This window comes from Blautia sp. AM23-13AC (genome assembly GCF_003435675.1).
GTDB classification, from domain to species: Bacteria; Bacillota; Clostridia; order Lachnospirales; family Lachnospiraceae; genus Fusicatenibacter; species Fusicatenibacter saccharivorans.
The window spans coordinates 174,620-193,294 of the sequence record NZ_QTUL01000005.1 but is presented as its reverse complement, the minus strand read 5'-3'; the positions used below and the strand labels follow the sequence as shown (position 1 = coordinate 193,294).

At 49.5% G+C, this 18,675-nt stretch carries 15 protein-coding genes and 1 pseudogene; 4 read left to right on the top strand and 12 right to left on the bottom strand.

Translation table 11 applies throughout. The annotated features are described in order from the left end of the window. Positions 1-20: 20 nt before the first annotated feature. Positions 21-1,076, bottom strand: coding sequence for a flavodoxin-dependent (E)-4-hydroxy-3-methylbut-2-enyl-diphosphate synthase (gene ispG / locus DW642_RS08300; protein WP_117509872.1), 1,056 nt, complete (start codon positions 1,074-1,076; stop codon positions 21-23). Positions 1,077-1,244: 168 nt separating this feature from the next. Between ispG and DW642_RS08295 the strand changes: the two genes are divergently transcribed. Next, positions 1,245-1,832 (top strand): AAA family ATPase, encoded by a 588-nt coding sequence (locus DW642_RS08295; protein ID WP_117509871.1) that lies wholly within the window; start codon positions 1,245-1,247, stop codon positions 1,830-1,832. Positions 1,833-1,913: 81 nt separating this feature from the next. Here DW642_RS08295 and DW642_RS08290 read toward each other — a convergent pair whose 3' ends face one another. The 9 genes and pseudogenes from DW642_RS08290 to DW642_RS08250 form a co-directional block, all read right to left on the bottom strand. After that, positions 1,914-2,267, bottom strand: a complete 354-nt coding sequence (locus tag DW642_RS08290) for a hypothetical protein (RefSeq protein WP_117509870.1) — start codon at positions 2,265-2,267, stop codon at positions 1,914-1,916. Positions 2,268-2,270: 3 nt separating this feature from the next. Continuing rightward, positions 2,271-3,272 carry an ABC transporter ATP-binding protein gene (locus DW642_RS08285; RefSeq protein ID WP_022462666.1) on the bottom strand — a complete coding sequence of 334 codons (1,002 nt, stop codon included), beginning with the start codon at positions 3,270-3,272 and terminating at the stop codon, positions 2,271-2,273. Beyond that, entirely contained in the window at positions 3,272-4,303 is a 1,032-nt protein-coding gene (locus tag DW642_RS08280) for an ABC transporter ATP-binding protein (RefSeq protein WP_022462667.1), read from the bottom strand. Before DW642_RS08280 ends, DW642_RS08285 begins: the two co-directional genes overlap by 1 nt. 18 nt (positions 4,304-4,321) lie before the next feature. Continuing rightward, a complete protein-coding gene (locus tag DW642_RS08275) occupies positions 4,322-5,239 on the bottom strand; it encodes an ABC transporter permease (protein WP_022462668.1) in 918 nt (305 codons plus the stop codon). Positions 5,240-5,249: 10 nt separating this feature from the next. Beyond that, positions 5,250-6,206 (bottom strand): ABC transporter permease, encoded by a 957-nt coding sequence (locus DW642_RS08270; RefSeq protein ID WP_117509869.1) that lies wholly within the window; start codon positions 6,204-6,206, stop codon positions 5,250-5,252. A gap of 115 nt (positions 6,207-6,321) precedes the next feature. Next, the gene (locus tag DW642_RS08265) at positions 6,322-8,073 is read right to left on the bottom strand and encodes a peptide ABC transporter substrate-binding protein (protein ID WP_117509868.1); all 1,752 of its coding nucleotides are present in this window, start codon (positions 8,071-8,073) and stop codon (positions 6,322-6,324) included. Between the two features lie 368 nt (positions 8,074-8,441). After that, positions 8,442-9,233 carry a shikimate kinase gene (locus DW642_RS08260; RefSeq protein WP_117509867.1) on the bottom strand — a complete coding sequence of 264 codons (792 nt, stop codon included), beginning with the start codon at positions 9,231-9,233 and terminating at the stop codon, positions 8,442-8,444. Between the two features lie 268 nt (positions 9,234-9,501). After that, entirely contained in the window at positions 9,502-11,496 is a 1,995-nt protein-coding gene (locus tag DW642_RS08255; protein ID WP_117509899.1) for a diguanylate cyclase, read from the bottom strand. Between the two features lie 257 nt (positions 11,497-11,753). Further along, a pseudogene (locus DW642_RS08250) lies at positions 11,754-12,005 on the bottom strand (TIM-barrel domain-containing protein); the annotation flags it as partial. 240 nt (positions 12,006-12,245) lie between these two features. Between DW642_RS08250 and DW642_RS08245 the strand changes: the two are divergent. Then, a complete protein-coding gene (locus tag DW642_RS08245; RefSeq protein WP_117509865.1) occupies positions 12,246-13,460 on the top strand; it encodes a GNAT family N-acetyltransferase in 1,215 nt (404 codons plus the stop codon). Between the two features lie 67 nt (positions 13,461-13,527). Here the strand turns inward: DW642_RS08245 and DW642_RS08240 are convergent, their stop codons facing one another. Together DW642_RS08240 and DW642_RS08235 are read right to left on the bottom strand one after the other, a co-directional pair. Next, positions 13,528-14,754, bottom strand: a complete 1,227-nt coding sequence (locus DW642_RS08240; RefSeq protein WP_055219933.1) for a dicarboxylate/amino acid:cation symporter — start codon at positions 14,752-14,754, stop codon at positions 13,528-13,530. 162 nt (positions 14,755-14,916) lie between these two features. Next, entirely contained in the window at positions 14,917-16,248 is a 1,332-nt protein-coding gene (locus DW642_RS08235) for an MATE family efflux transporter (RefSeq protein ID WP_117509898.1), read from the bottom strand. A 212-nt stretch (positions 16,249-16,460) separates the two neighbouring features. Here DW642_RS08235 and rfbD point away from each other — a divergent pair, with 212 nt between their 5' ends. Both rfbD and DW642_RS08225 read left to right on the top strand, forming a co-directional pair. Continuing rightward, positions 16,461-17,306, top strand: coding sequence for a dTDP-4-dehydrorhamnose reductase (gene rfbD, locus DW642_RS08230; protein WP_117509864.1), 846 nt, complete (start codon positions 16,461-16,463; stop codon positions 17,304-17,306). After that, positions 17,306-18,604, top strand: a complete 1,299-nt coding sequence (locus DW642_RS08225) for a dicarboxylate/amino acid:cation symporter (protein ID WP_117509863.1) — start codon at positions 17,306-17,308, stop codon at positions 18,602-18,604. Before rfbD ends, DW642_RS08225 begins: the two co-directional genes overlap by 1 nt. Positions 18,605-18,675 lie beyond the last annotated feature (71 nt).

The following is an 18,675-nucleotide window of genomic DNA, read 5'->3' as shown; positions in this document are numbered from 1 at the left end:
TCCTATTCCTGCTTTCTTTTCTACTTGCCCCAGTGATCCAGCTCGTCCTTTAAGACGGACAGCAGCTCGCTCTCCGGTACTTTTTTCACGATTTCACCTTTTTTAATTAAAATGCCGACGCCTTTTCCGCCTGCAACACCAAGATCCGCCTCTTTTGCCTCGCCCGGTCCGTTGACCACGCAGCCCATGACGGCAACCTTGATATCAAGATCGTAGCCCTGCACCAGTGTTTCCACCTGGTTTGCCAGTCCGATCAGATCAATCTGGGTCCGTCCGCAGGTCGGACACGATACGACCTCAATGCCGCCTTTTCGAAGTCCCAGGGTCTTTAAGATCCGTTTTGCGGATTTGATTTCCTCGAGCGGATCGCCGGTCAGGGAAACACGGATCGTATCTCCGATGCCCTGATATAAAATAATACCGAGCCCCACTGCCGATTTGATGTTGCCGGAATACAGCGTTCCTGCCTCCGTAATGCCGACATGAAGCGGATGATCCGTCTGGTTCGTGATCAGCTCATGCGCTTTTGCACACATCATCACATCAGACGATTTGATACTGATGACGAGATTGTCATAGCCCATCTCCTCAATGATCCGCACTTTGTCGAGCGCGCTCTCCACCAGGCCCTCTGCCGTTACGCCGTTGTATTTTTCCACCAGCTCTTTTTCGAGTGAACCGCTGTTGACGCCGACGCGGATCGGAATCTGGCGTTCTTTTGCTGCATCTACAACCGCCTGGATCCGGTCGCGGCTGCCGATGTTGCCCGGGTTGATGCGGATTTTATCGGCTCCGTTTTCGATCGCGGCGATCGCCAATCGATAGTCAAAATGAATATCTGCTACAAGCGGAATCGAGATCTGCTTTTTGATCTCGGACAGCGCCCTGGCTGCCTCCATGGTCGGGACGGCGCATCGGATAATGTCACATCCGGCTTCCGTGAGCGCCTGGATCTGCTTTACGGTTGCCTCCACATCTTCTGTTTTGGTATTCGTCATGGACTGGATCAGAATCGGATTTCCGCCTCCGATGACCCGGTCGCCGATTTTCACAACTCGTGTATTTGCTCTGCTCATTGTCTTTCCTCCATTTATTTTCTCCGTGATGGCATAAAAATCTTATTTTATTATAAGACAATTTTTTCTCTGGCACAACCGTCTTTTCTCTTGCAATTTTTTCCCAAATTTTCTATAATGCTAGGAGTGATTTTTTTTGATTCAACTGGAAAGGAAGACATACAAACGATGAAAAAGATGATCCTCGTAACCTCGCCGCCGGCGTGCGGAAAGACATACATTTCAAAACAGCTCGCCAAGGAGCTGAAACACGTTGTTTATCTCGACAAGGACACGGTCATTCCGCTGTCGAACCGCGTTTTCAAAGCGGGCGGACAGGAAATCAACCGCAGTTCTGATTTCTTCGAAGAGAATATCCGCGATTATGAATATGAAGTAACGGTCAATTTCGGACTGGAAGCACTCGAGTATGACGATATTGTGCTGATCAACGCACCATTCACACGCGAAGTGCATGATGAGAAGTTCCTGAAAGACTTCTCCAAAAAGCTCGCTGACCATGGGGCAAAGCTTGTTGTGATCTGGGTTGTCACAAAACCGGAGATCTGCCACCAGCGCATGATCGACCGCAACTCCGTGCGCGATACGTGGAAGCTGGAGCACTGGGATGAATATGTGAAAACGATCGACTACTCCATCCCGGAAGCACTGAAGAAAATGAGCAGCTGCCTCGATCTGATGCTGTTCTACAATTCTTCGGATGAAGAATATCAGAAATCCATGGAGATGGTTATCTCCCGTCTCGAAGACGAATAACGACTAAACGAAAAAAGAGAATTTTGCCGGACCTCATTTTTACAGTCTGCAAAATTCTCTTTTTATTTATAGAAACTATTTTCACATCCGATACAAAAGATAATCCGCCGCTGCCGCCCACAGCACCCAGGAAACGCAGAGAACTGCGAACACACTCTTATATCCGAGTACGGCAAAGTGGACGCGCCATTTTTCCTTCTGCGTGAATTTCTCCGGGTTTTTGCCTTTTACCATCAGCATTCCGGCGATCACGAACATGCCGAGGGCCGCGATCAGCAGCAAGCCGTCTTTCGCCGCCTCAAGGGCAGCGCGGAACGTGAATCCCCCAAAGAGGAATCCTCCCAGCAGCAGCACAGCTGCCGCAGCGCCGCCGGAGAGCAGGCCGATTGTAAATGCTCTGCCGAGATCACGGCAGATGTTCTTTATCTTTTCCATGTTTTACAATTCCTTATTTTCTTCTAACGCATCACAGAAATGACATGCCACAAAGTGATTGTTGCCCACGTCTTTTAATTCCGGCATCTGCTGTCGGCAGATGTCTTTTGCGTACTTGCATCTTCCCTGGAATTTGCAGCCCGGCTTCGTGTTGATCGGGCTCGGCACCTCGCCTTCGAGGCGGATTTTTTTGCGGTCGCGCTCTGCCTCTACTTTCGGGTCCGGAATCGGAATCGCGGAGAGCAGTGCCTGTGTGTACGGGTGGCGCGGGTTGGCGTACAGCTCCTCGGATGTCGTCAGCTCGACGAGCGTTCCCAGATACAGAACCGCCACACGGTCGGAAATATGTTTGACCATCGACAGATCATGGGCAACGAAAAGATAGGTCAGTCCCATCTTTTTCTGCAGATCCACAAGAAGATTGACGATCTGTGCCTGGATCGAAACATCGAGTGCGGAGATCGGCTCATCGAGAACGATGAACTCCGGCTGCACGGCAAGCGCACGCGCAATACCGATTCGCTGGCGCTGTCCGCCGGAAAACTCGTGCACAAAACGGTTCGCATGCTCGCGGTTCAGTCCGACCAGTTCCAGATATTTGTAGATCATCTCCTGGCGCTCTTTCTTATTCTTTGCCAGATGGTGAATGTCGATGCCCTCGCCGATGATGTCGGCAACGGTCATACGTGGGTCGAGTGATCCATACGGATCCTGAAAGACCATCTGTACCTGTTTTTTGAAGGCAAACCGCTCTTTTCCGTTTAACGCATGGACATCGGTTCCCTTGTAGAGCACCTGTCCGTCGGTCTTGTCATACAGGCCGATGCAGGTACGGCCGCACGTTGTCTTTCCACATCCGGACTCGCCAACCATTCCAAGTGTCTCACCCTTGTAAATTTCGAAGGAGACATCATCCACGGCCTTTAAGGTCGCATGGTTTCCGACCTGAAAATATTTTTTCAGATGGGAAACGGAAAAAAGCACTTCTTTTTCGTTATTTTCCATTACAGTTCTCCTCCTTCCAGATTTGGCATTTCTACTTTTGGTGCCATCGGGTGATGGAGCCAGCAGGCAGCTTTATGCTCGCCGCCGAATTCCGTTGCCTCCGGCATCTCTTCCTTACAGATCGGCATACAATAGCTGCACCGCGTGCAGAACGGACATCCGACCGGCGGGTTTAAAAGATCCGGCGGAGTTCCCGGAATTGTCGCGAGTTCCTGCTTGTTTTTCAGATCCAGACGCGGTACGGAACGGATCAGCGCCCAGGTATACGGGTGACGCGGACGATAGAAAATATCCTCACACGTTCCGCTTTCCACGATAATACCGGAATACATGACAGCAATCTTCTGTGCGATATTCGCCACAACACCAAGATCATGTGTGATCATGATAACGGACGTCTGGTTTTTCTTCTGCAGATTCTTGATAATATCGAGAATCTGTCCCTGAATTGTCACATCGAGTGCGGTCGTCGGCTCGTCACAGATCAGAATTTTCGGATCACAGGCAAATGCAATCGCGATCATAACACGCTGACGCATACCGCCGGAAAATTCGTGCGGATACTGTCTGACACGTTTTTCCGGCTCCGGGATGCCGACCATGCGCAGCATCTCGACAGCCTCCTTTGCCGCTTCCTGTTTTGTCATGTTTTTGTGGCCCATCAGATTTTCCATAATCTGTTTTCCGACACGCATCGTCGGATTTAAGGAAGCCAGCGCATCCTGGAAAATGATTGCACACTCGCCGCCTTTGTAATGCTGCCACTGTTTTTTGTTGTATTTCAGAATATTCTCTCCATGATAGAGAATTTCACTGTTCTCTTTAATCTCACCCTGCGGGGCCTTGATGAGGCCCATGATGGATTTCGCCGTTACAGATTTTCCGCAGCCGGATTCGCCCACAATTGCGAGCGCCTGACCTTTCTCGAGAGAAAACTGTACACCGCGGACTGCCTTTACTTCACCGGCATAGGTGTGATAAGAGACTCTTAAGTTTTTTACTTCCAGAATCGGATTGTTTTGTTCGTTCATATCGTTATCTCCCACTTATTACTGGCGAAGTCTCGGATCCAGGGCATCGCGCAGGCCGTCTCCCAGAAGGTTGAATGCCATAACGATGATACAGAGCACGAGACATGGGAACAGAAGCTGTGACGGATAGAAATCCATGTTCTGCTGTCCCATCGAAATCAGGACACCAAGGCTGATCGATGGTGCCTTGAGGCCGATGCCGAGGAAGCTAAGACCTGCCTCCGTAAAAATAAACATCGGGATTGCCGTCGCCGTATCCAGAATCAGGATACCCAGCATATTCGGTACATAGTGTTTTAAGATGATGCGGAGCGGTTTTGCACCGAGCACCTCCGCCGCGTAAACGTATTCCGTCTCACGGAGCTGTTTGATCATACCGCGCACCTGACGTGCCGTGTTACACCATGCGGTGACACTAAGCGCGACCAGAAGTGCAAACAGGTTATTTCCAAGAATCATCATGATCAGAATCGTAAGAAGCAGAGACGGAATCGAGTTGATAACCTCGATGATCCGCATCAGAACCTCATCGACCCAGCCGCCGAAATGTGCCATCAGCGCGCCATATACCGTTCCAATGATGAGTTTGATTGCCGTTGCGACGATCGCGATGATCAGTGATGCCCGTGCGCCGACCCAGACTCTTGAGAAGAGGTCACGTCCCAGGTTGTCGGTTCCAAACCAGTATTTTGACGATACGCCCTGGTTTTTCTCGGCGATATTCATGGATACATAATCATATCCTTTGATATGCGGTCCGATGATGACCATGACAAGCAGAATACCGAGCACAACAAGAGATCCCATTGCGATCGGGTTTTTGCGGAGCCGTCTCCAGGCGTCCTGCCAGTAGGAAATGGTCGGGCGGTCAATCCGGTTCGCATCTTCCTCGGTGTATCCTATTACTTTAAATTTTTCCGGTGTTAATGCTGCCATAATATCCTCCTTATCTGCTCTTTCCTGTCAGACTGATTCTCGGGTCAACGACCACGTACAGCAGGTCCGTGATAAAGAGAACACCGATGTAAAGTGCTGCGATAATAACCGTCTCTCCCATGATAATGGAAAGATCCTGGTTATTGACCGCCGTCACATAATACTGTCCGATTCCCGGGATGGAAAAGATGCTCTCGATGAAGAAGGAGCCTGTGATACACATGGCAACCGACATCGGAAGCTGTGTGATAACCGGGATAAACGAGTTCCGAAGGATATGGCGGCGGATAATCTGTCCGCGGCTTAAGCCCTTCGATTCAGCAGTCAGCACGTAATCCTGATTGATCACATCGAGCATCGAGGTTTTCAGCAGACGCGCATACGTTGCGATATAAGAAAAGCATCCTGTCAGGGTCGGAAGAATCGTGTATTCCCATCCTCCGAACCACAGATCCTTTCCCGCAGGCCAGCCGATCGTCGGCAGAACCTTCAGGTTACCTGCGAAAATTTTCTGAAGCATCAGACCAAAGATCAGGTTCGGAATGGAAATCAAGAGGACCGACAGGGCGATCACCATATAGTCCCAGAAGCTTCCCCTCCTCATTGCCGCAAGAATTCCAAGCAGCAGACCGATCGTGATACCGGCCAGCACCTGCTGGATACCAAGGCGGGCGGATACCGGAAGACGGTCATGAATCAGCTTCTGTACCGTCTGTCCCGCATAGACAACAGATTCCCCGAACTCTCCCTTGCAGATTCCCTTCATTGTGATCACATAGCGCTCCATCATCGGCTTGTCGAGGCCGTAGCGCTTATAGAGGTTTTCCTTTACGGTCGGCGAGAGCTTGCTCGCACGCTCCGTCAGCGGATCTCCCGGAACCGCTTCCAGAAGGAAAAACGTGGCCGTTGCAATCAGAAACAGTGTGATCAGCATTTCTGCAAAACGGCGCAGTAAATATTTTGGCATAAAAATCCTCTCCCTGTCCGGTCTTTTCCGACCGGAATTTTATTATGATAGCGAAAGAAGAGCCTATTGTTTCATAAGCCCTTCTTCCCTCATTTCTTCTGTTTTGCTGCTTTTTTTATTTCTCTACAGTTGCTCTGTAAAGCTCCTGGCTTGCGCCGAAGGAGGATGTGTAGAAATCTTTTACCCAGTTCTGATAATAGTAATGTTTATCAGAGTAGTACAGCGGTGCAACACCACAATCCTGTGCAACCAGCAGATCTTCCAGCTTCTGGTAAATCTCAAGGCGTTTTGCGTTGTCGTTCTCTCCGGTCAGAGAATCGATCAGGCTGTCGTACTCGCTGTTGCTATAGAGGCCGTAGGAATCATAAACGCCTGTCTTCATGACGTTCAGGAAATCCAGCGGATCGTTGTAATCGCTGAACCATCCGCCTACAAAGATATCGTAGTTCTTGTTATCGCGCTCGTTTGCAAACATCTGGTAATCGCCAACGGTGTTCAGCTCTACCTTTACGCCCAGATTCTGGGAAATGGACTGCTGCAGGTACTCTCTCTCGAGCTGATTCTCGGTAGCAGAACCCTGGGACAGCAGTGTAATGGTGATGTCTTCCGGTTTGTCGGTGATACCAAGCTCATCAAGGCCTTTCTGGAACAGTGCTTTTAACTTGTCTGCATCTCCTGCATACTGCTCATATTCCTTTTTCATCGTCTCCGACGCCTGCTTGCGGTAGGAAGTTCCGTCGAGCGTGATCGCCGGGGAAACGAAGCCGTAAGCTGCGGTGTATCTTCCGTAAACAGCTGATACCATCTCCTCACGGTTGATGGAGTAGGAAATTGCCTTGCGGATGTTTACGTTTTTCATCAGACCAGATTTTCCGCCCTCAGACTGCTCGTAGCACAGAACCATAGTTCCCGGGTACTCGGTGGTCATGGTCTGCATATTGCCTGCTTCTACTTCTTTGTCATATTTTGCAATGTAATCGCCTGCTGCATCGAAAACGTCCAGCTGTCCGTTATCGAACATGGTTGCTGCTGTTGCGTTCTCTGCTACACAGTACCAGTTTACCTGATTCAGTTTTACGTTGTCCTTATCCCAGTACTGGTCATTTTTCACCCATGTCATGGAGTTATCTTCTACCAGGTTGGTCATGGCAAACGGTCCGTTGTAGACACATTTTGTCCAGTCTTTTCCCCACTGGTCTCCGGCTGCCTCTGCGACATCCTGACGGGTCGGGTAAAGCGGAGTTGCTACCAGCTTGGACTGGAAGGTCGGATCCGCTACCTTTAAGGTAACCTCGAAGGTGTAATCGTCCACTGCCTTGATTCCGATCTCATCGGCAGAGCCCTGTCCGTTATAATACTCCTCTGCTCCTACTACGTTGAACAGGAAGAAAGAATAGGAATAGCCGTATTCCGGATTTAACAGACGTTTCCATCCGTACTCATAATCTGCTGCGGTAACCGGCTGTCCGTCGGACCATTTTGCATCCTTTCTCAGATGGAAGGTATAAACCAGTCCGTCGTCGGATACGTCCATGGATTCTGCACCGGCGTACTCGAAACGGTCTCCGTTCTCATCTGCTACGTCACGCATCAGTCCTTCGTAGCACTCTGCCATCATCCAGCGCCATCCCATATCCTGTACATCGAAGTTGTTTCCAAAGGATACCGCGCGAAGATTGATCTGTCCGTCCACTTCACCTGCAGTCTCCGGTGCTGCAGAATCCGCTGTTCCAGTACTGGTTGATGCCGCTGTAGCATTGTCAGCAGTTGCTACCTGTGCCTCTCCGCTGCTTCCGCATCCGGCCAGAAGACCGGCTGCCATGCATCCTGCCAAAAGCAGAGAAACGACTTTGTTTCTTTTTCTCATTGGTGTTCCTCCTTTGTTTTCCGCAGACCCTCCCCGGCTGATCCGGCTATGTCTGCACACGGGCCATTGTTTTTCATATAATTATCCTGAATTTTTTCTCTTATTCGGACAATAGCACGAAATAATACCTTGTTTTTTCAATCTTTTCACGTGATTTTAGCCCAACTTTTATCAGAATATCGAAAAATATCTTTTTTGTCAATCTTTTTTCCTACACATTTTGTATTTTTTAAGTGCGCAACAATTCGGTATCAAAAGGAAAAGAAGGAGGCTGCCGTCGCACACAGCATTCTCCTTCTTCTTTTTCTTGCTTTTTCTTGCTTTTTCTTGCTTTTTCTTGCTTCTTCTTTTTCTTTGCTTTTTCTCTTTTATTCCGCTTTTGCATCCATCTGCCGCAGGCTGTGGATCAGCTCCTCACAGATCTCCAGCTCGCTCTTTCCGTCCGTCTCGATGATAATGTCGGCTGCGGCCTCATATTTCTCACGGCGCTTGCTCATCAGATCTGCGATAAACGGAACGGTTTTGTTGTTCTCGATCAGCGGTCTGTCGTGGCTGTCTTTGACACGGTCTAAAATCGTCTCCGGCTTTGCAGTCAGAAGAACAACGCGGCCGTTCTTTTTCATCTCTACAACGTTGCACTCACGCATCGGAGTTCCGCCGCCGCATGAAATGACAACGTTTGTTCTCGACTGCATTTCGATCAGAAGATTCGTCTCGCAGTCACGGAAATACTGTTCGCCGTAGGTCTCGAAAATATCGGAGATGCTCATACCGGCACGCTCTGCGATGATCTGATCCATCTCGATGATATCCATGGCAAACACGGTTTTGAGATAATCGGAAATGGTACTCTTTCCGGCTCCCATAAAACCGATCAGTACAATATTATAATTGAACAGCTTTCTTGCCTGAATCTTTTTACTGTTTCTTGTGATGCTCTCGAAAACATCCGCCACTTCGTTTTTATGGCGTTTTTCCTGCATCCGGCGTTCCAGCCATTCCTTCTGTTTTGCTTCCTGCCCCGGCTGGAGAATCGGCACGTTATTTGCTTCTTTATATACCATAATGTCCTCGACAATACGGTTTCTCATCAGCAGCGCATCCAGAATAATCTCATCGCACTGTCCGAGGCTCTCTCGTAATACTTCCAACTGATTCATGTTTTTATCCTTTCCAGACTTGTGTGTACTTGTTCGCACAGCCCTCTTCCGGTATTTTTGTCGTATTTTTTGACATTTTCTGTTATTATAGCAGTTGTCCTCCGGAATCACAACAAAAATTTGCACAAAGGTGCGAAAAGCCCATGGAATCTTTTCAGAAATCCATGGGTTTTGGTATATTTTTATTTAAGATCGTCTTTCGAATCCGCATGATACCTGTTCTCCCAGGCATCTTCTGTGGATAACTTCTCATCAGAGTTCAGAAAACTCAGCTCTGCCCCCCCGATTTCAGATTCTTTTTCAGCTTTTCAATCTGAATCGAAGTCTGTTTTTCTTCGGATATGGTGTTCAGCTCCTCGCAGATGGCATCTTTGATATCGAGCAGACACTCGAGCATCAGCGGGCTGAAGGCACCGCACTCGCCGTTCAGGATCATCTCGATGGCTTTCTCGTGCGTGTATGCCGATTTGTAGACACGCTCGCTTGTCAGCGCATCGTAAACATCGGCAATCGATACAACCTGGGCTGCAATCGGGATCTCCTCACCTTTTAAGCCGTCCGGGTAACCCTTTCCGTCGTACCGCTCATGATGCCAGCGACAGATCTGGTACGCAATCTGTACCAGCTTCTCGTCCTGATACAGTTCCAGGCTCTTCAGCATGGACGCTCCGATCAGGGTATGTTTCTTCATCTCCTCGAACTCTTCTTTCGTCAGCCTTCCCGGCTTATTTAAAATGTTTTCGTCAATGCCCATCTTTCCTATATCGTGCAGCGCGGATGCCGTTGTGATCATCAGCTGATCGGACCAGCTTAAGTGGTAGCGGTCTGTCTTCTGTACCAGACGCTCGAGGAGCATACTGGTCAGAACGTTGATGTGGTGGACATGAAGTCCGCTCTCGCCATTCCGGAATTCCATGATATGGCTCAGGATACTGATCATCATCTGATTGTTTTTCTCTTTTTCGTAAATCTGCTCGGTGACGAGCGTCACGAGACGGCGCTGTTTTGCATATAATTTGATCGTATTGAAGACACGCTGGTAAACAACTTTTGCATCAAACGGACGACTGATATAATCGGATACGCCCTGCTCATACGCACGGCGCACAAATGTGGTGGAATCCTCGCTCGATATCATGATGACCGGAACCTCTTCGATCCAGTGGTTGCGGTTCATGTAGTCAAGCACTCCGAAACCGTCCATGCCCGGCATGACGATATCCAGAAGGATCAGCGCAAGGCCTGTTCCGTATTCTTCCAGCAGACGCAGGCACTCTTCGCCGGTGGAAGCCTCGATGATATCGTATTCATCCTGCAGAATCTCCGAGAGGATGATACGGTTCATCTCGGAATCATCCACGATCAGGATGCGCTGTTTTTCTCTGCGGTTTTCCTGACGGACAACATCGTCCTGACAACCCAGGATCTGGTCTTTCTCGGTGACAACCATGTTTTTCCGTTGTTTCGCAAGATACATCAGCTGGTCGGCACGCATCGCAGCTTCGCCGATCGTCTCATCTCTTGTCAGAACACCTCCTACGCTGACGGAAAGACGCATCTTCGAGTAGCCCGGCACCTGTGCCTCATGGATCTGCGACTGAATCTGTTTTAATTTCTGTACAAAGTTTTCCTCATCCATCTCCGGCAGAACCAGCAGAAATTCGTCTCCTCCTAAGCGGATCAGACGGTCGGTACGTCGGGTGCAGCGGTTGACGGTCTTTACAATGGTGTCAAGCGCCATATCTCCGGCATTGTGGCCGTATGTATCGTTGTATAATTTGAAATCATCGAGATCGATCATGGCTACGCCGCAGCAAAAGCTGGCGTCCCGGATCTGGTCTTCGAAGTAGCGGCGGTTGAATACTCCGGTCAGCGCGTCACGATACAGCTCTTCGCTGTAGCTGTTCAGCTTGCTTACCAGATTCTGACGTCCTTCGGAGTCCATCAGTGTTTCATCGTCGAGACGGTTGATCATCTCGATCACGCATGGTTCTCCTTCGATCTCCACGTATCTTGCAATGACCTGATACACATTCGACGCAATGCATTCCAGTTTTGATTTCTGCGATTTCTCCCGCAGGGCTTTTTCGGAAATACAGTTAAGGCACGGCATCGCTTTGTTCCATACTGCGTAGCATTCACACAGCTTGCCATTCTCTTCATCGATAATAAAATCTCCGATCTCATCCGGACGGAGAACCCGCACATACATGAAAATATTCTTCAGATGTTCCACCAGACGTTCTGCCTGTTTCTGTGTCATCTGAACATCCTTAGAAGGCTCTTTCTTATTTATTTTTTCACATTCCGGCAATTCGGTCTGATTCATCTGTTTCCCTCTCTTCTCCCCGGTACACACAAAACTTCATTACCCCTTTGTGTGCTTCCGCGTTTTGCTACATTTTCCCATTTTAATTACAGTTATACATAATAGTGTAACGATTGTTTCCCGTTTCGTCAAGAAAAAAGTGTACAAAAACCGTCCTGTAATGGAAATTTATTCAAAAAAACCGACCGGTTTTACGCGGTCGGTTTTTTCTTCTTATCATAGAAGACACGGCTGTATAACTGCGGATAGATGTTGCTGCAGGAGAGCGCCGGTCCTTCAATATAGCGGTAATGATCGAAATCGTAAACACCGTAATCCGGCTCGGAGTTATCCAGCCAGAAAGCATTGATGCCGTAATCGTAGTAGTTCTTCTTGCATACGTCCCAGACATATTTTCTTGTCTCCGGATTGAACACGTCGATCTCAACGCAGTCACCCTGGAAATCGTATGTCTGCTTTTTCGCGCAGACTGTCCCTGTATGTTTTTCATTTTATTATTTTTTTTGTCTGCTTCTTGAAGTTTTTATCCGATTTCTAACACTATTTTGATCTTTTTACCAAATTTGCGGAATGGGCTTTATTTTTAACTGCACAAATTCCATTTCTTATGATAGAATATTTACGAAAAAATAAAGTATCTGATTCACTATACTTTGATTCACAATAAAATGAGGGAGTAATCCATGATTCAAACGAAAGATTCGAACTTAACCTTCCGCCCGCTGACCATCGACGACGCAGAGCAGTACAATGCACTTCTGCGCTACGCCTTTCAGGTTACAGAGCAGGAGCTTTCCGAAAGCGGATGGAAAGACGATGAAATCAAGCAGTCCAAATTCCCGGTTCTCGTCCGTGCCGATGTGCTCGGCTGTTTCTGCGAGGAGGATCTGGTATCACAGTTCGCGGTTTATCCGCTGGACATGAATATCTACGGTGTCCGCTATCCCGTCGGTTTTGTCACCAGCGTCTGCACCTACCCGGAATACACCGGCCAGGGCATCATGAAAAAGCTGATGATCCGGAGTCTCACGCGCATGCGGGAAAACCACCGTTCCTTTGCGCTTCTCTATCCCTACTCTATTCCGCTCTACCGGAATCTCGGATGGGAAATCATTTCCAATAAGATGACGTACACCATCAAGGACACGCAGGTGCCGCGGAAACTCAAAGCCCCTGGCTATGTGCGCCGCGTGGCATGGGATGACAAGGATTTTAAGGAACTACATACCAAATTTGCTTCGAAGACGCACGGCTGCCTCTACCGCAACAATCTGGCGTGGGAAGAATATTTCCGCTGGGATGAGGATGATACCGTCGTTGCGATCTACTATTCCGCTGATGATGTGCCGTACGGCTACATGGTCTATCTGATCAGCTCCGATATCATGCATATCAAAGAGATGATCTATCTGAACCGTGAGGCGCAGCTGGGACTCTGGGAGTATATTCATGCACACGATTCCATGATCGATGAGGTCAAAGGAAATAACTACTACAGTGAACCCATCGCGTTCGAGCTTGAGGACAGCGATATCAAAGAAACGATTCGCCCGTACTCGATGGGGCGTATCATCGATGTCGTGCAGTTTATGGAACATTACGCCTGCGACCCGGACGAGCCGGATGTGTGTATCCGTTTTGAGATCGAGGATGAGCTGCTTCCGTGGAACAATGACAGCTTCACATTCTTCTTTGAAAAAGGACACTGTGTGCCGACCGACCGCGATCCGGACCATGTGATGAAAATGACGATCGCATCGCTCACGACACTGCTGCTCGGCTACAAGACGGCTTCCAAGCTGTATGAGATGGCGCGCATCGAAACAACGCCGCAGACTGTGGAATGCCTGGATGACCTGCTCTTCCACCATATTCCATATGTTTCGGACTATATTTAATTTATTTTACGCATTGCAAAAGAGGGACTCCCGTGAAAGGAATCCCTCTTTTTCTATGTAACATTTTTTAGTTTTCTTCCAGTTTGATTTTCTCCTGCAGCACAACGCAGCCTGCCATATCGCCGATGACGTTGACGCAGGTGGCACCCATGTCACACAGTGTGTTGATGCTGATGTAAACGCCCATGACGCCGGCCGGAAGACCTGCCATCGTGGCGAGTGCTGCGAATGATGCGATCGCGCCGCCCGGGATACCCGGTGTTCCGACAGAAAGCAGGACGTTGGCAAGCAGAATGATCACCATCATCGAAATGCTGACGTTGATGCCGCAGGCATTTGCGAAGAACATGATCATAAACGACATCAGGATCGATACCGCATCCATGTTGACAGTGGCACCAAGCGGGATTGCGATACTGCTGATCTGGTTCGAAACGCCGAGTTCTTTCTCGACACAGCGCTTGCTGATTGGGATCGTCGCGGAACTGGAACATGTTCCGAATGCATTCAGGGCTGCCGGCATGATCGCCTTAAAGAACTTGACCGGACTCGTCTTTCCGATGAGTTTTACAGCGCCGCCGTAGACGACGATCGCAAATCCATAGAATGCCACATACAGAATGATGAGCTGGGTTGCCAGGGAAACGATGGTTTTGGTTCCGTTTGCCTCGACAACCGGCACGATCGTACAGAAGACACCGATCGGGGTGAAGTACATAACGGTGCTGATGACTTTTAAGCAGACCTCATTCAGGGAGTCGATCACGTTTAAGAGCGGCTGTCCCTTCTCTCCGACCGCAATCAGCGTAAAGCCGACAACGACAGCGAACACGAGTACCTGGAGCATGTTGCCCTCCGCAAATGCTTTCACCGGGTTGGACGGGATCAGGTTTTTGATCGTGTCGAGGATGCTGGTCATCTCGGTCGCCTGGATATCGGAAGTTGCCATCTCAAAATGGACTCCCTTTCCGAGGCGGATCAGTCTTGGAATGATAATGCCGACTGCACTTGCAATCGCGGTGGTACACAGGAAGAAAATCATCGAGTAGCCGGTGATCTTACCTGTCGTTTTTGCATTTCCGATGCTGCAGATGCCCATGACAATTGAGCAGAATACCATCGGGAAAATCATCATATTCAAGGCGTTCATGTAGATGCCGCCGATGACGCCGGTTACGGTCAGAATCGGCGTAAAGCGGTCCGCCAGAAGAAGTCCGGTTAAGATACCGAGAATCAGTCCGGTAAAGATCGCACCTGTAATATGCTTCTGATACCATGCATAAAACTTTTTCATATGTTCTCTCTTCTCTCCTTTTTCACAGAGTAAGAGGCAGGTGTCCCTGTATCTTCTACCTGCCTCTTCGCATACGGCCATCTTATCACACAACCGCGGATAATTCCACCTAAAAATGGATTTATCCGCGGTTTTTCTGGCTTTTTGTCTTTTTTCTCTTTTTTATACGGCTGCTGCCCGGCTGTAGACTTTCTTCCGCACAATCAGATAGCAGATCACCTGCAGGATAATCGTGATGATCCACGATCCCGGATACGAAATGAACAGCACATACAGCGAGCGGTGCTGCGGGAAAATGCCGAAGATCCACACGATTCGCGTTCCGACCGTTCCGATGACGGACAGAATCATCGGCACCGCCGAGCATCCCATACCGCGCAGGGCTCCCGGGAAGAGGTCCATGATGCCGCAGAGGAAATACGGAACCGTCGTGATCGACAGAATTTCCATACCGCAGCGGATAACCTCCGGGTCCCCGGTGTAAATCTGCAGGATTTCCGTACCGAACAGATACGCGCCGCCACCCATCACCAGTGCGATGCCGCTGGAGAGAATCAGGCAGTCGATCAGCACCTTATCCATTCGTTTGTATTTTCCGACACCGTAGTTCTGGCTTGTGAAGCTCATGCACGCCTGGGTGACGGAGTTGACTGAGGTGTATAAAAATCCCAGCACATTGTTGGCCGCCGTGTAGCCTGCCATTGCAATCGAACCGAAGGAATTGACGGATGACTGCAGCAGCACGTTCGAGAAGTTGATGACGGTACTCTGAATACCCGCCGGGATGCCGACCTGGAAAATCGGGATGATGTAATCCTTTTTCAGGCACAGCTTCGAGAACCGGAGCTGATAACTTCCCTCGCTCTTATAGAGGCACCGCAGAACCAGCACGCAGGAGATCGCCTGCGAAACCACCGTTGCAATCGCCACACCTGCCACGCCGAGGCTGAACACGATCACGAGGAACATATTCAGACCAGCGTTGATCACACCCGATACAATCAGGAAATACAGCGGCCGCTTCGTGTCTCCGACGGCACGCAGAATCGCCGCACCGTAGTTGTACAGCATGAAAAACGGCATTCCCATAAAGTAAATTCTCATATACAATGCCGACTGATCAATGACATCCGCCGGCGTATCCATCAGCTCCAGCGCGCCTTTTGCAAAAAATACGCCCACAAACGCCATCACAACGCCGCTGATCAGCGCCAGCATGATCGATGTATGTACCGTTTCCGACATCTCCCGGTCGCGCCCCGCTGCATAATACCGCGCCGCAAGCACATTCGCACCGAGCGAGATTCCCATAAACAGGTTGATGAACACGTTGATGAGTGCCGTTGTCGATCCGACAGCCGCAAGCGCCTGGCTTCCGCTGAACCGTCCGACGACGATGATATCCACAGCGTTGAACATCAGCTGCAGAATGCCGGACACCATCAGCGGCAGCGAAAAGGAAATCAGCTTGTCCATAATCGTGCCGTTGCACATGTCGATTTCATATTTGTTCTTTTTCAAAAATACTCCTCCTTCTTTTGTAGCAGATATGCAGTCTTACACCGCAGACATATACAGAAATGATACCACTTTTTTCCGGTTCTGCACAGAGACTTTCCATAATTTATTGACTTCTGTAAAGTCCGCAGGTAAAATAAATACAATTACAGTTTTTCTGTATATAAATCAAGGACAGGAGAGAACCTATGAAAAAAATATGGATTACAGGTGCCGAAGGCCACATCGGTACTGCCCTTCTGGAACTGCTGGAGGGTGTGGAATATCAGCTTCTTCCGACGGATATTCACGAGGTTGATATTACCAAAATCGATGAAGTCACACAGTTCGTTTATGTCAACCGTCCCGACGTTATCATCAACTGTGCCGGTATGACCGACGTTGCCGAGTGTGAAAAAAACATCGACGAAGCCTATCGTGTCAATGCCATCGGTGTGCGCAACGTAGCGCTTGCCGCCAATGATATCGACGCAAAGGTTATTCAGATCTCAACGGATGACGTTTTCGACAAGGAATCCCGCATCCCGTACAACGAGTTTGATACCGTGCATCCGCGTACGATCTACGGAAAATCAAAAGAGGCCGGAGAGAAAATCCTGACACAGCTTTTGAACCGCTTTGTCATCATCCGAAGCTCCTGGATTTACGGGATCGGCCGCGATTTTGTGGATGAAGTACTCCGCAATGCGGCAAAAGGCGGCACGATGGAGGTTCCAAACAACCAGTATGCGGCTCCGACCAGTGCTTTTGAGCTTGCGCGCGTGATCTGCCACTTTATCGACAGCGAGGAGTATGGTCTGTACCACGTTGTCTGCCCCGGAAGCTGCAGCCGCTATGAGTTTGCAAGAACCATCCTCGAGTATACCGGAAAAACCGGTGACCTTGATCTCTACCCGGTTGTCGCACGCGATGATGTCCGCCCGACCTATTCTGTTCTGGACAACATGATGCTCCGTCTGACCGGTATTCCTGAGCCGCTCGACTGGAAAACGGCACTGAAAGAATATCTCGAAGAAACCGGAGGAATCGAATAATGGTCCGAAACAGAAAAGAAACAACGGAAAAGTCAAAAAAGAAGCTCGGGCTTTCCACCCAGATTTTTATTGCCCTGCTGGCCGGTGCGCTGCTCGGCGTGGTGATTCACTATTGGATCCCGTCCAGCTATATCAAGGACACCGTCATCGTAGAAGGTGTGCTGTATGTCATCGGACAGGGCTTTATCCGCCTGATGCAGATGCTTGTCGTACCGCTTGTCTTCTGCTCCCTCGTCTGCGGAAGTATGTCCATCGGAGACAGCAAAACCCTCGGAAAGGTCGGCGTAAAAACGATCGGCTTTTACCTTGTTACCACAGCACTTGCCGTCTGCATCGCACTTGGAACCGCCCTGCTCATTCACCCGGGGCTCGGACTTAACATGAGTGCGGTTCAGAAAGCCGACCTGTCCTCGACAGCAGCAGATTCCAGCGTCAGCCTGGTGGATACACTGCTCAACATCATCCCGAAGAACCCGATTGGTTCCATGGCAAACGGCGATATGCTTCCCATCATCGTATTCGCCCTGTTTGTCGGCGTAATGCTGGCAAAGCTCGGAAACCGCGCTTCGGTCGTTTCCAACTTTATCAGCCAGTTTAACGATGTCATGATGGAAATGACCATGACGGTCATGAAGGTGGCCCCGGTCGGCGTTTTCTGTCTGATTGCACGTACCTTTGCAACGGTCGGCTTTTCTGCGTTCGCACCGATGCTGAAATACATGGGAAATGTAACACTGGCGCTGGCACTGCAGTGCTTCGTCATTTATCAGGTTCTTCTGTTCGTATTCACACGGCTGAATCCGATCAAGTTTGTGAAAAAATTCCTGCCGGTTATGGGATTTGCATTTTCCACCGCAACCTCCAACGCAACAATCCCGATGTCGATTGATACGCTGAACAAGAAAATGGGTGTCTCGAAACAGATTTCTTCATTCACCATTCCGCTCGGCGCAACCATCAACATGGATGGTACCTCCATTATGCAGGGTGTCGCTGTCATCTTCATCGCAGAGGCTTACGGTATTCATCTGACCCCGGCAAACCTCGCAACGGTTGTTGTTACCGCAACACTGGCTTCCATCGGTACCGCCGGTATCCCAAGCGTCGGCCTTGTCACCCTGGCTATGGTACTGAATTCCGTCGGACTGCCAACGGAGGGTATCGCTCTTATCATGGGTATCGACCGTATTCTCGATATGCTGCGCACCGCAGTCAACATCACAGGCGATGCTGTCTGCACAACGATTGTCAGCCATCAGGAAAAGGCGCTCAACCGCGAAGTATTCAATCGCAATTAACCGCAATGAACTGCTTGCGCGCTTACGGTCAAACGCTTACAAAAAGCCTTTTTCAGGCATGCCCTACGGCA

What these genes read in the sequence shown, in the direction of transcription:
- DW642_RS08270 (WP_117509869.1), bottom strand. Translation starts at nt 6,206, where the DNA reads ATGCCAAAATATTTACTGCGCCGTTTTGCAGAAATGCTGATCACACTG.
- ispG (WP_117509872.1), bottom strand. Translation starts at nt 1,076, where the DNA reads ATGAGCAGAGCAAATACACGAGTTGTGAAAATCGGCGACCGGGTCATC.
- DW642_RS08225 (WP_117509863.1), top strand. Translation starts at nt 17,306, where the DNA reads ATGGTCCGAAACAGAAAAGAAACAACGGAAAAGTCAAAAAAGAAGCTC.
- DW642_RS08265 (WP_117509868.1), bottom strand. Translation starts at nt 8,073, where the DNA reads ATGAGAAAAAGAAACAAAGTCGTTTCTCTGCTTTTGGCAGGATGCATG.
- DW642_RS08235 (WP_117509898.1), bottom strand. Translation starts at nt 16,248, where the DNA reads ATGTGCAACGGCACGATTATGGACAAGCTGATTTCCTTTTCGCTGCCG.
- DW642_RS08280 (WP_022462667.1), bottom strand. Translation starts at nt 4,303, where the DNA reads ATGAACGAACAAAACAATCCGATTCTGGAAGTAAAAAACTTAAGAGTC.
- DW642_RS08275 (WP_022462668.1), bottom strand. Translation starts at nt 5,239, where the DNA reads ATGGCAGCATTAACACCGGAAAAATTTAAAGTAATAGGATACACCGAG.
- DW642_RS08255 (WP_117509899.1), bottom strand. Translation starts at nt 11,496, where the DNA reads ATGACACAGAAACAGGCAGAACGTCTGGTGGAACATCTGAAGAATATT.
- rfbD (WP_117509864.1), top strand. Translation starts at nt 16,461, where the DNA reads ATGAAAAAAATATGGATTACAGGTGCCGAAGGCCACATCGGTACTGCC.
- DW642_RS08245 (WP_117509865.1), top strand. Translation starts at nt 12,246, where the DNA reads ATGATTCAAACGAAAGATTCGAACTTAACCTTCCGCCCGCTGACCATC.
- DW642_RS08285 (WP_022462666.1), bottom strand. Translation starts at nt 3,272, where the DNA reads ATGGAAAATAACGAAAAAGAAGTGCTTTTTTCCGTTTCCCATCTGAAA.
- DW642_RS08240 (WP_055219933.1), bottom strand. Translation starts at nt 14,754, where the DNA reads ATGAAAAAGTTTTATGCATGGTATCAGAAGCATATTACAGGTGCGATC.
- DW642_RS08260 (WP_117509867.1), bottom strand. Translation starts at nt 9,233, where the DNA reads ATGAATCAGTTGGAAGTATTACGAGAGAGCCTCGGACAGTGCGATGAG.
- DW642_RS08290 (WP_117509870.1), bottom strand. Translation starts at nt 2,267, where the DNA reads ATGGAAAAGATAAAGAACATCTGCCGTGATCTCGGCAGAGCATTTACA.
- DW642_RS08295 (WP_117509871.1), top strand. Translation starts at nt 1,245, where the DNA reads ATGAAAAAGATGATCCTCGTAACCTCGCCGCCGGCGTGCGGAAAGACA.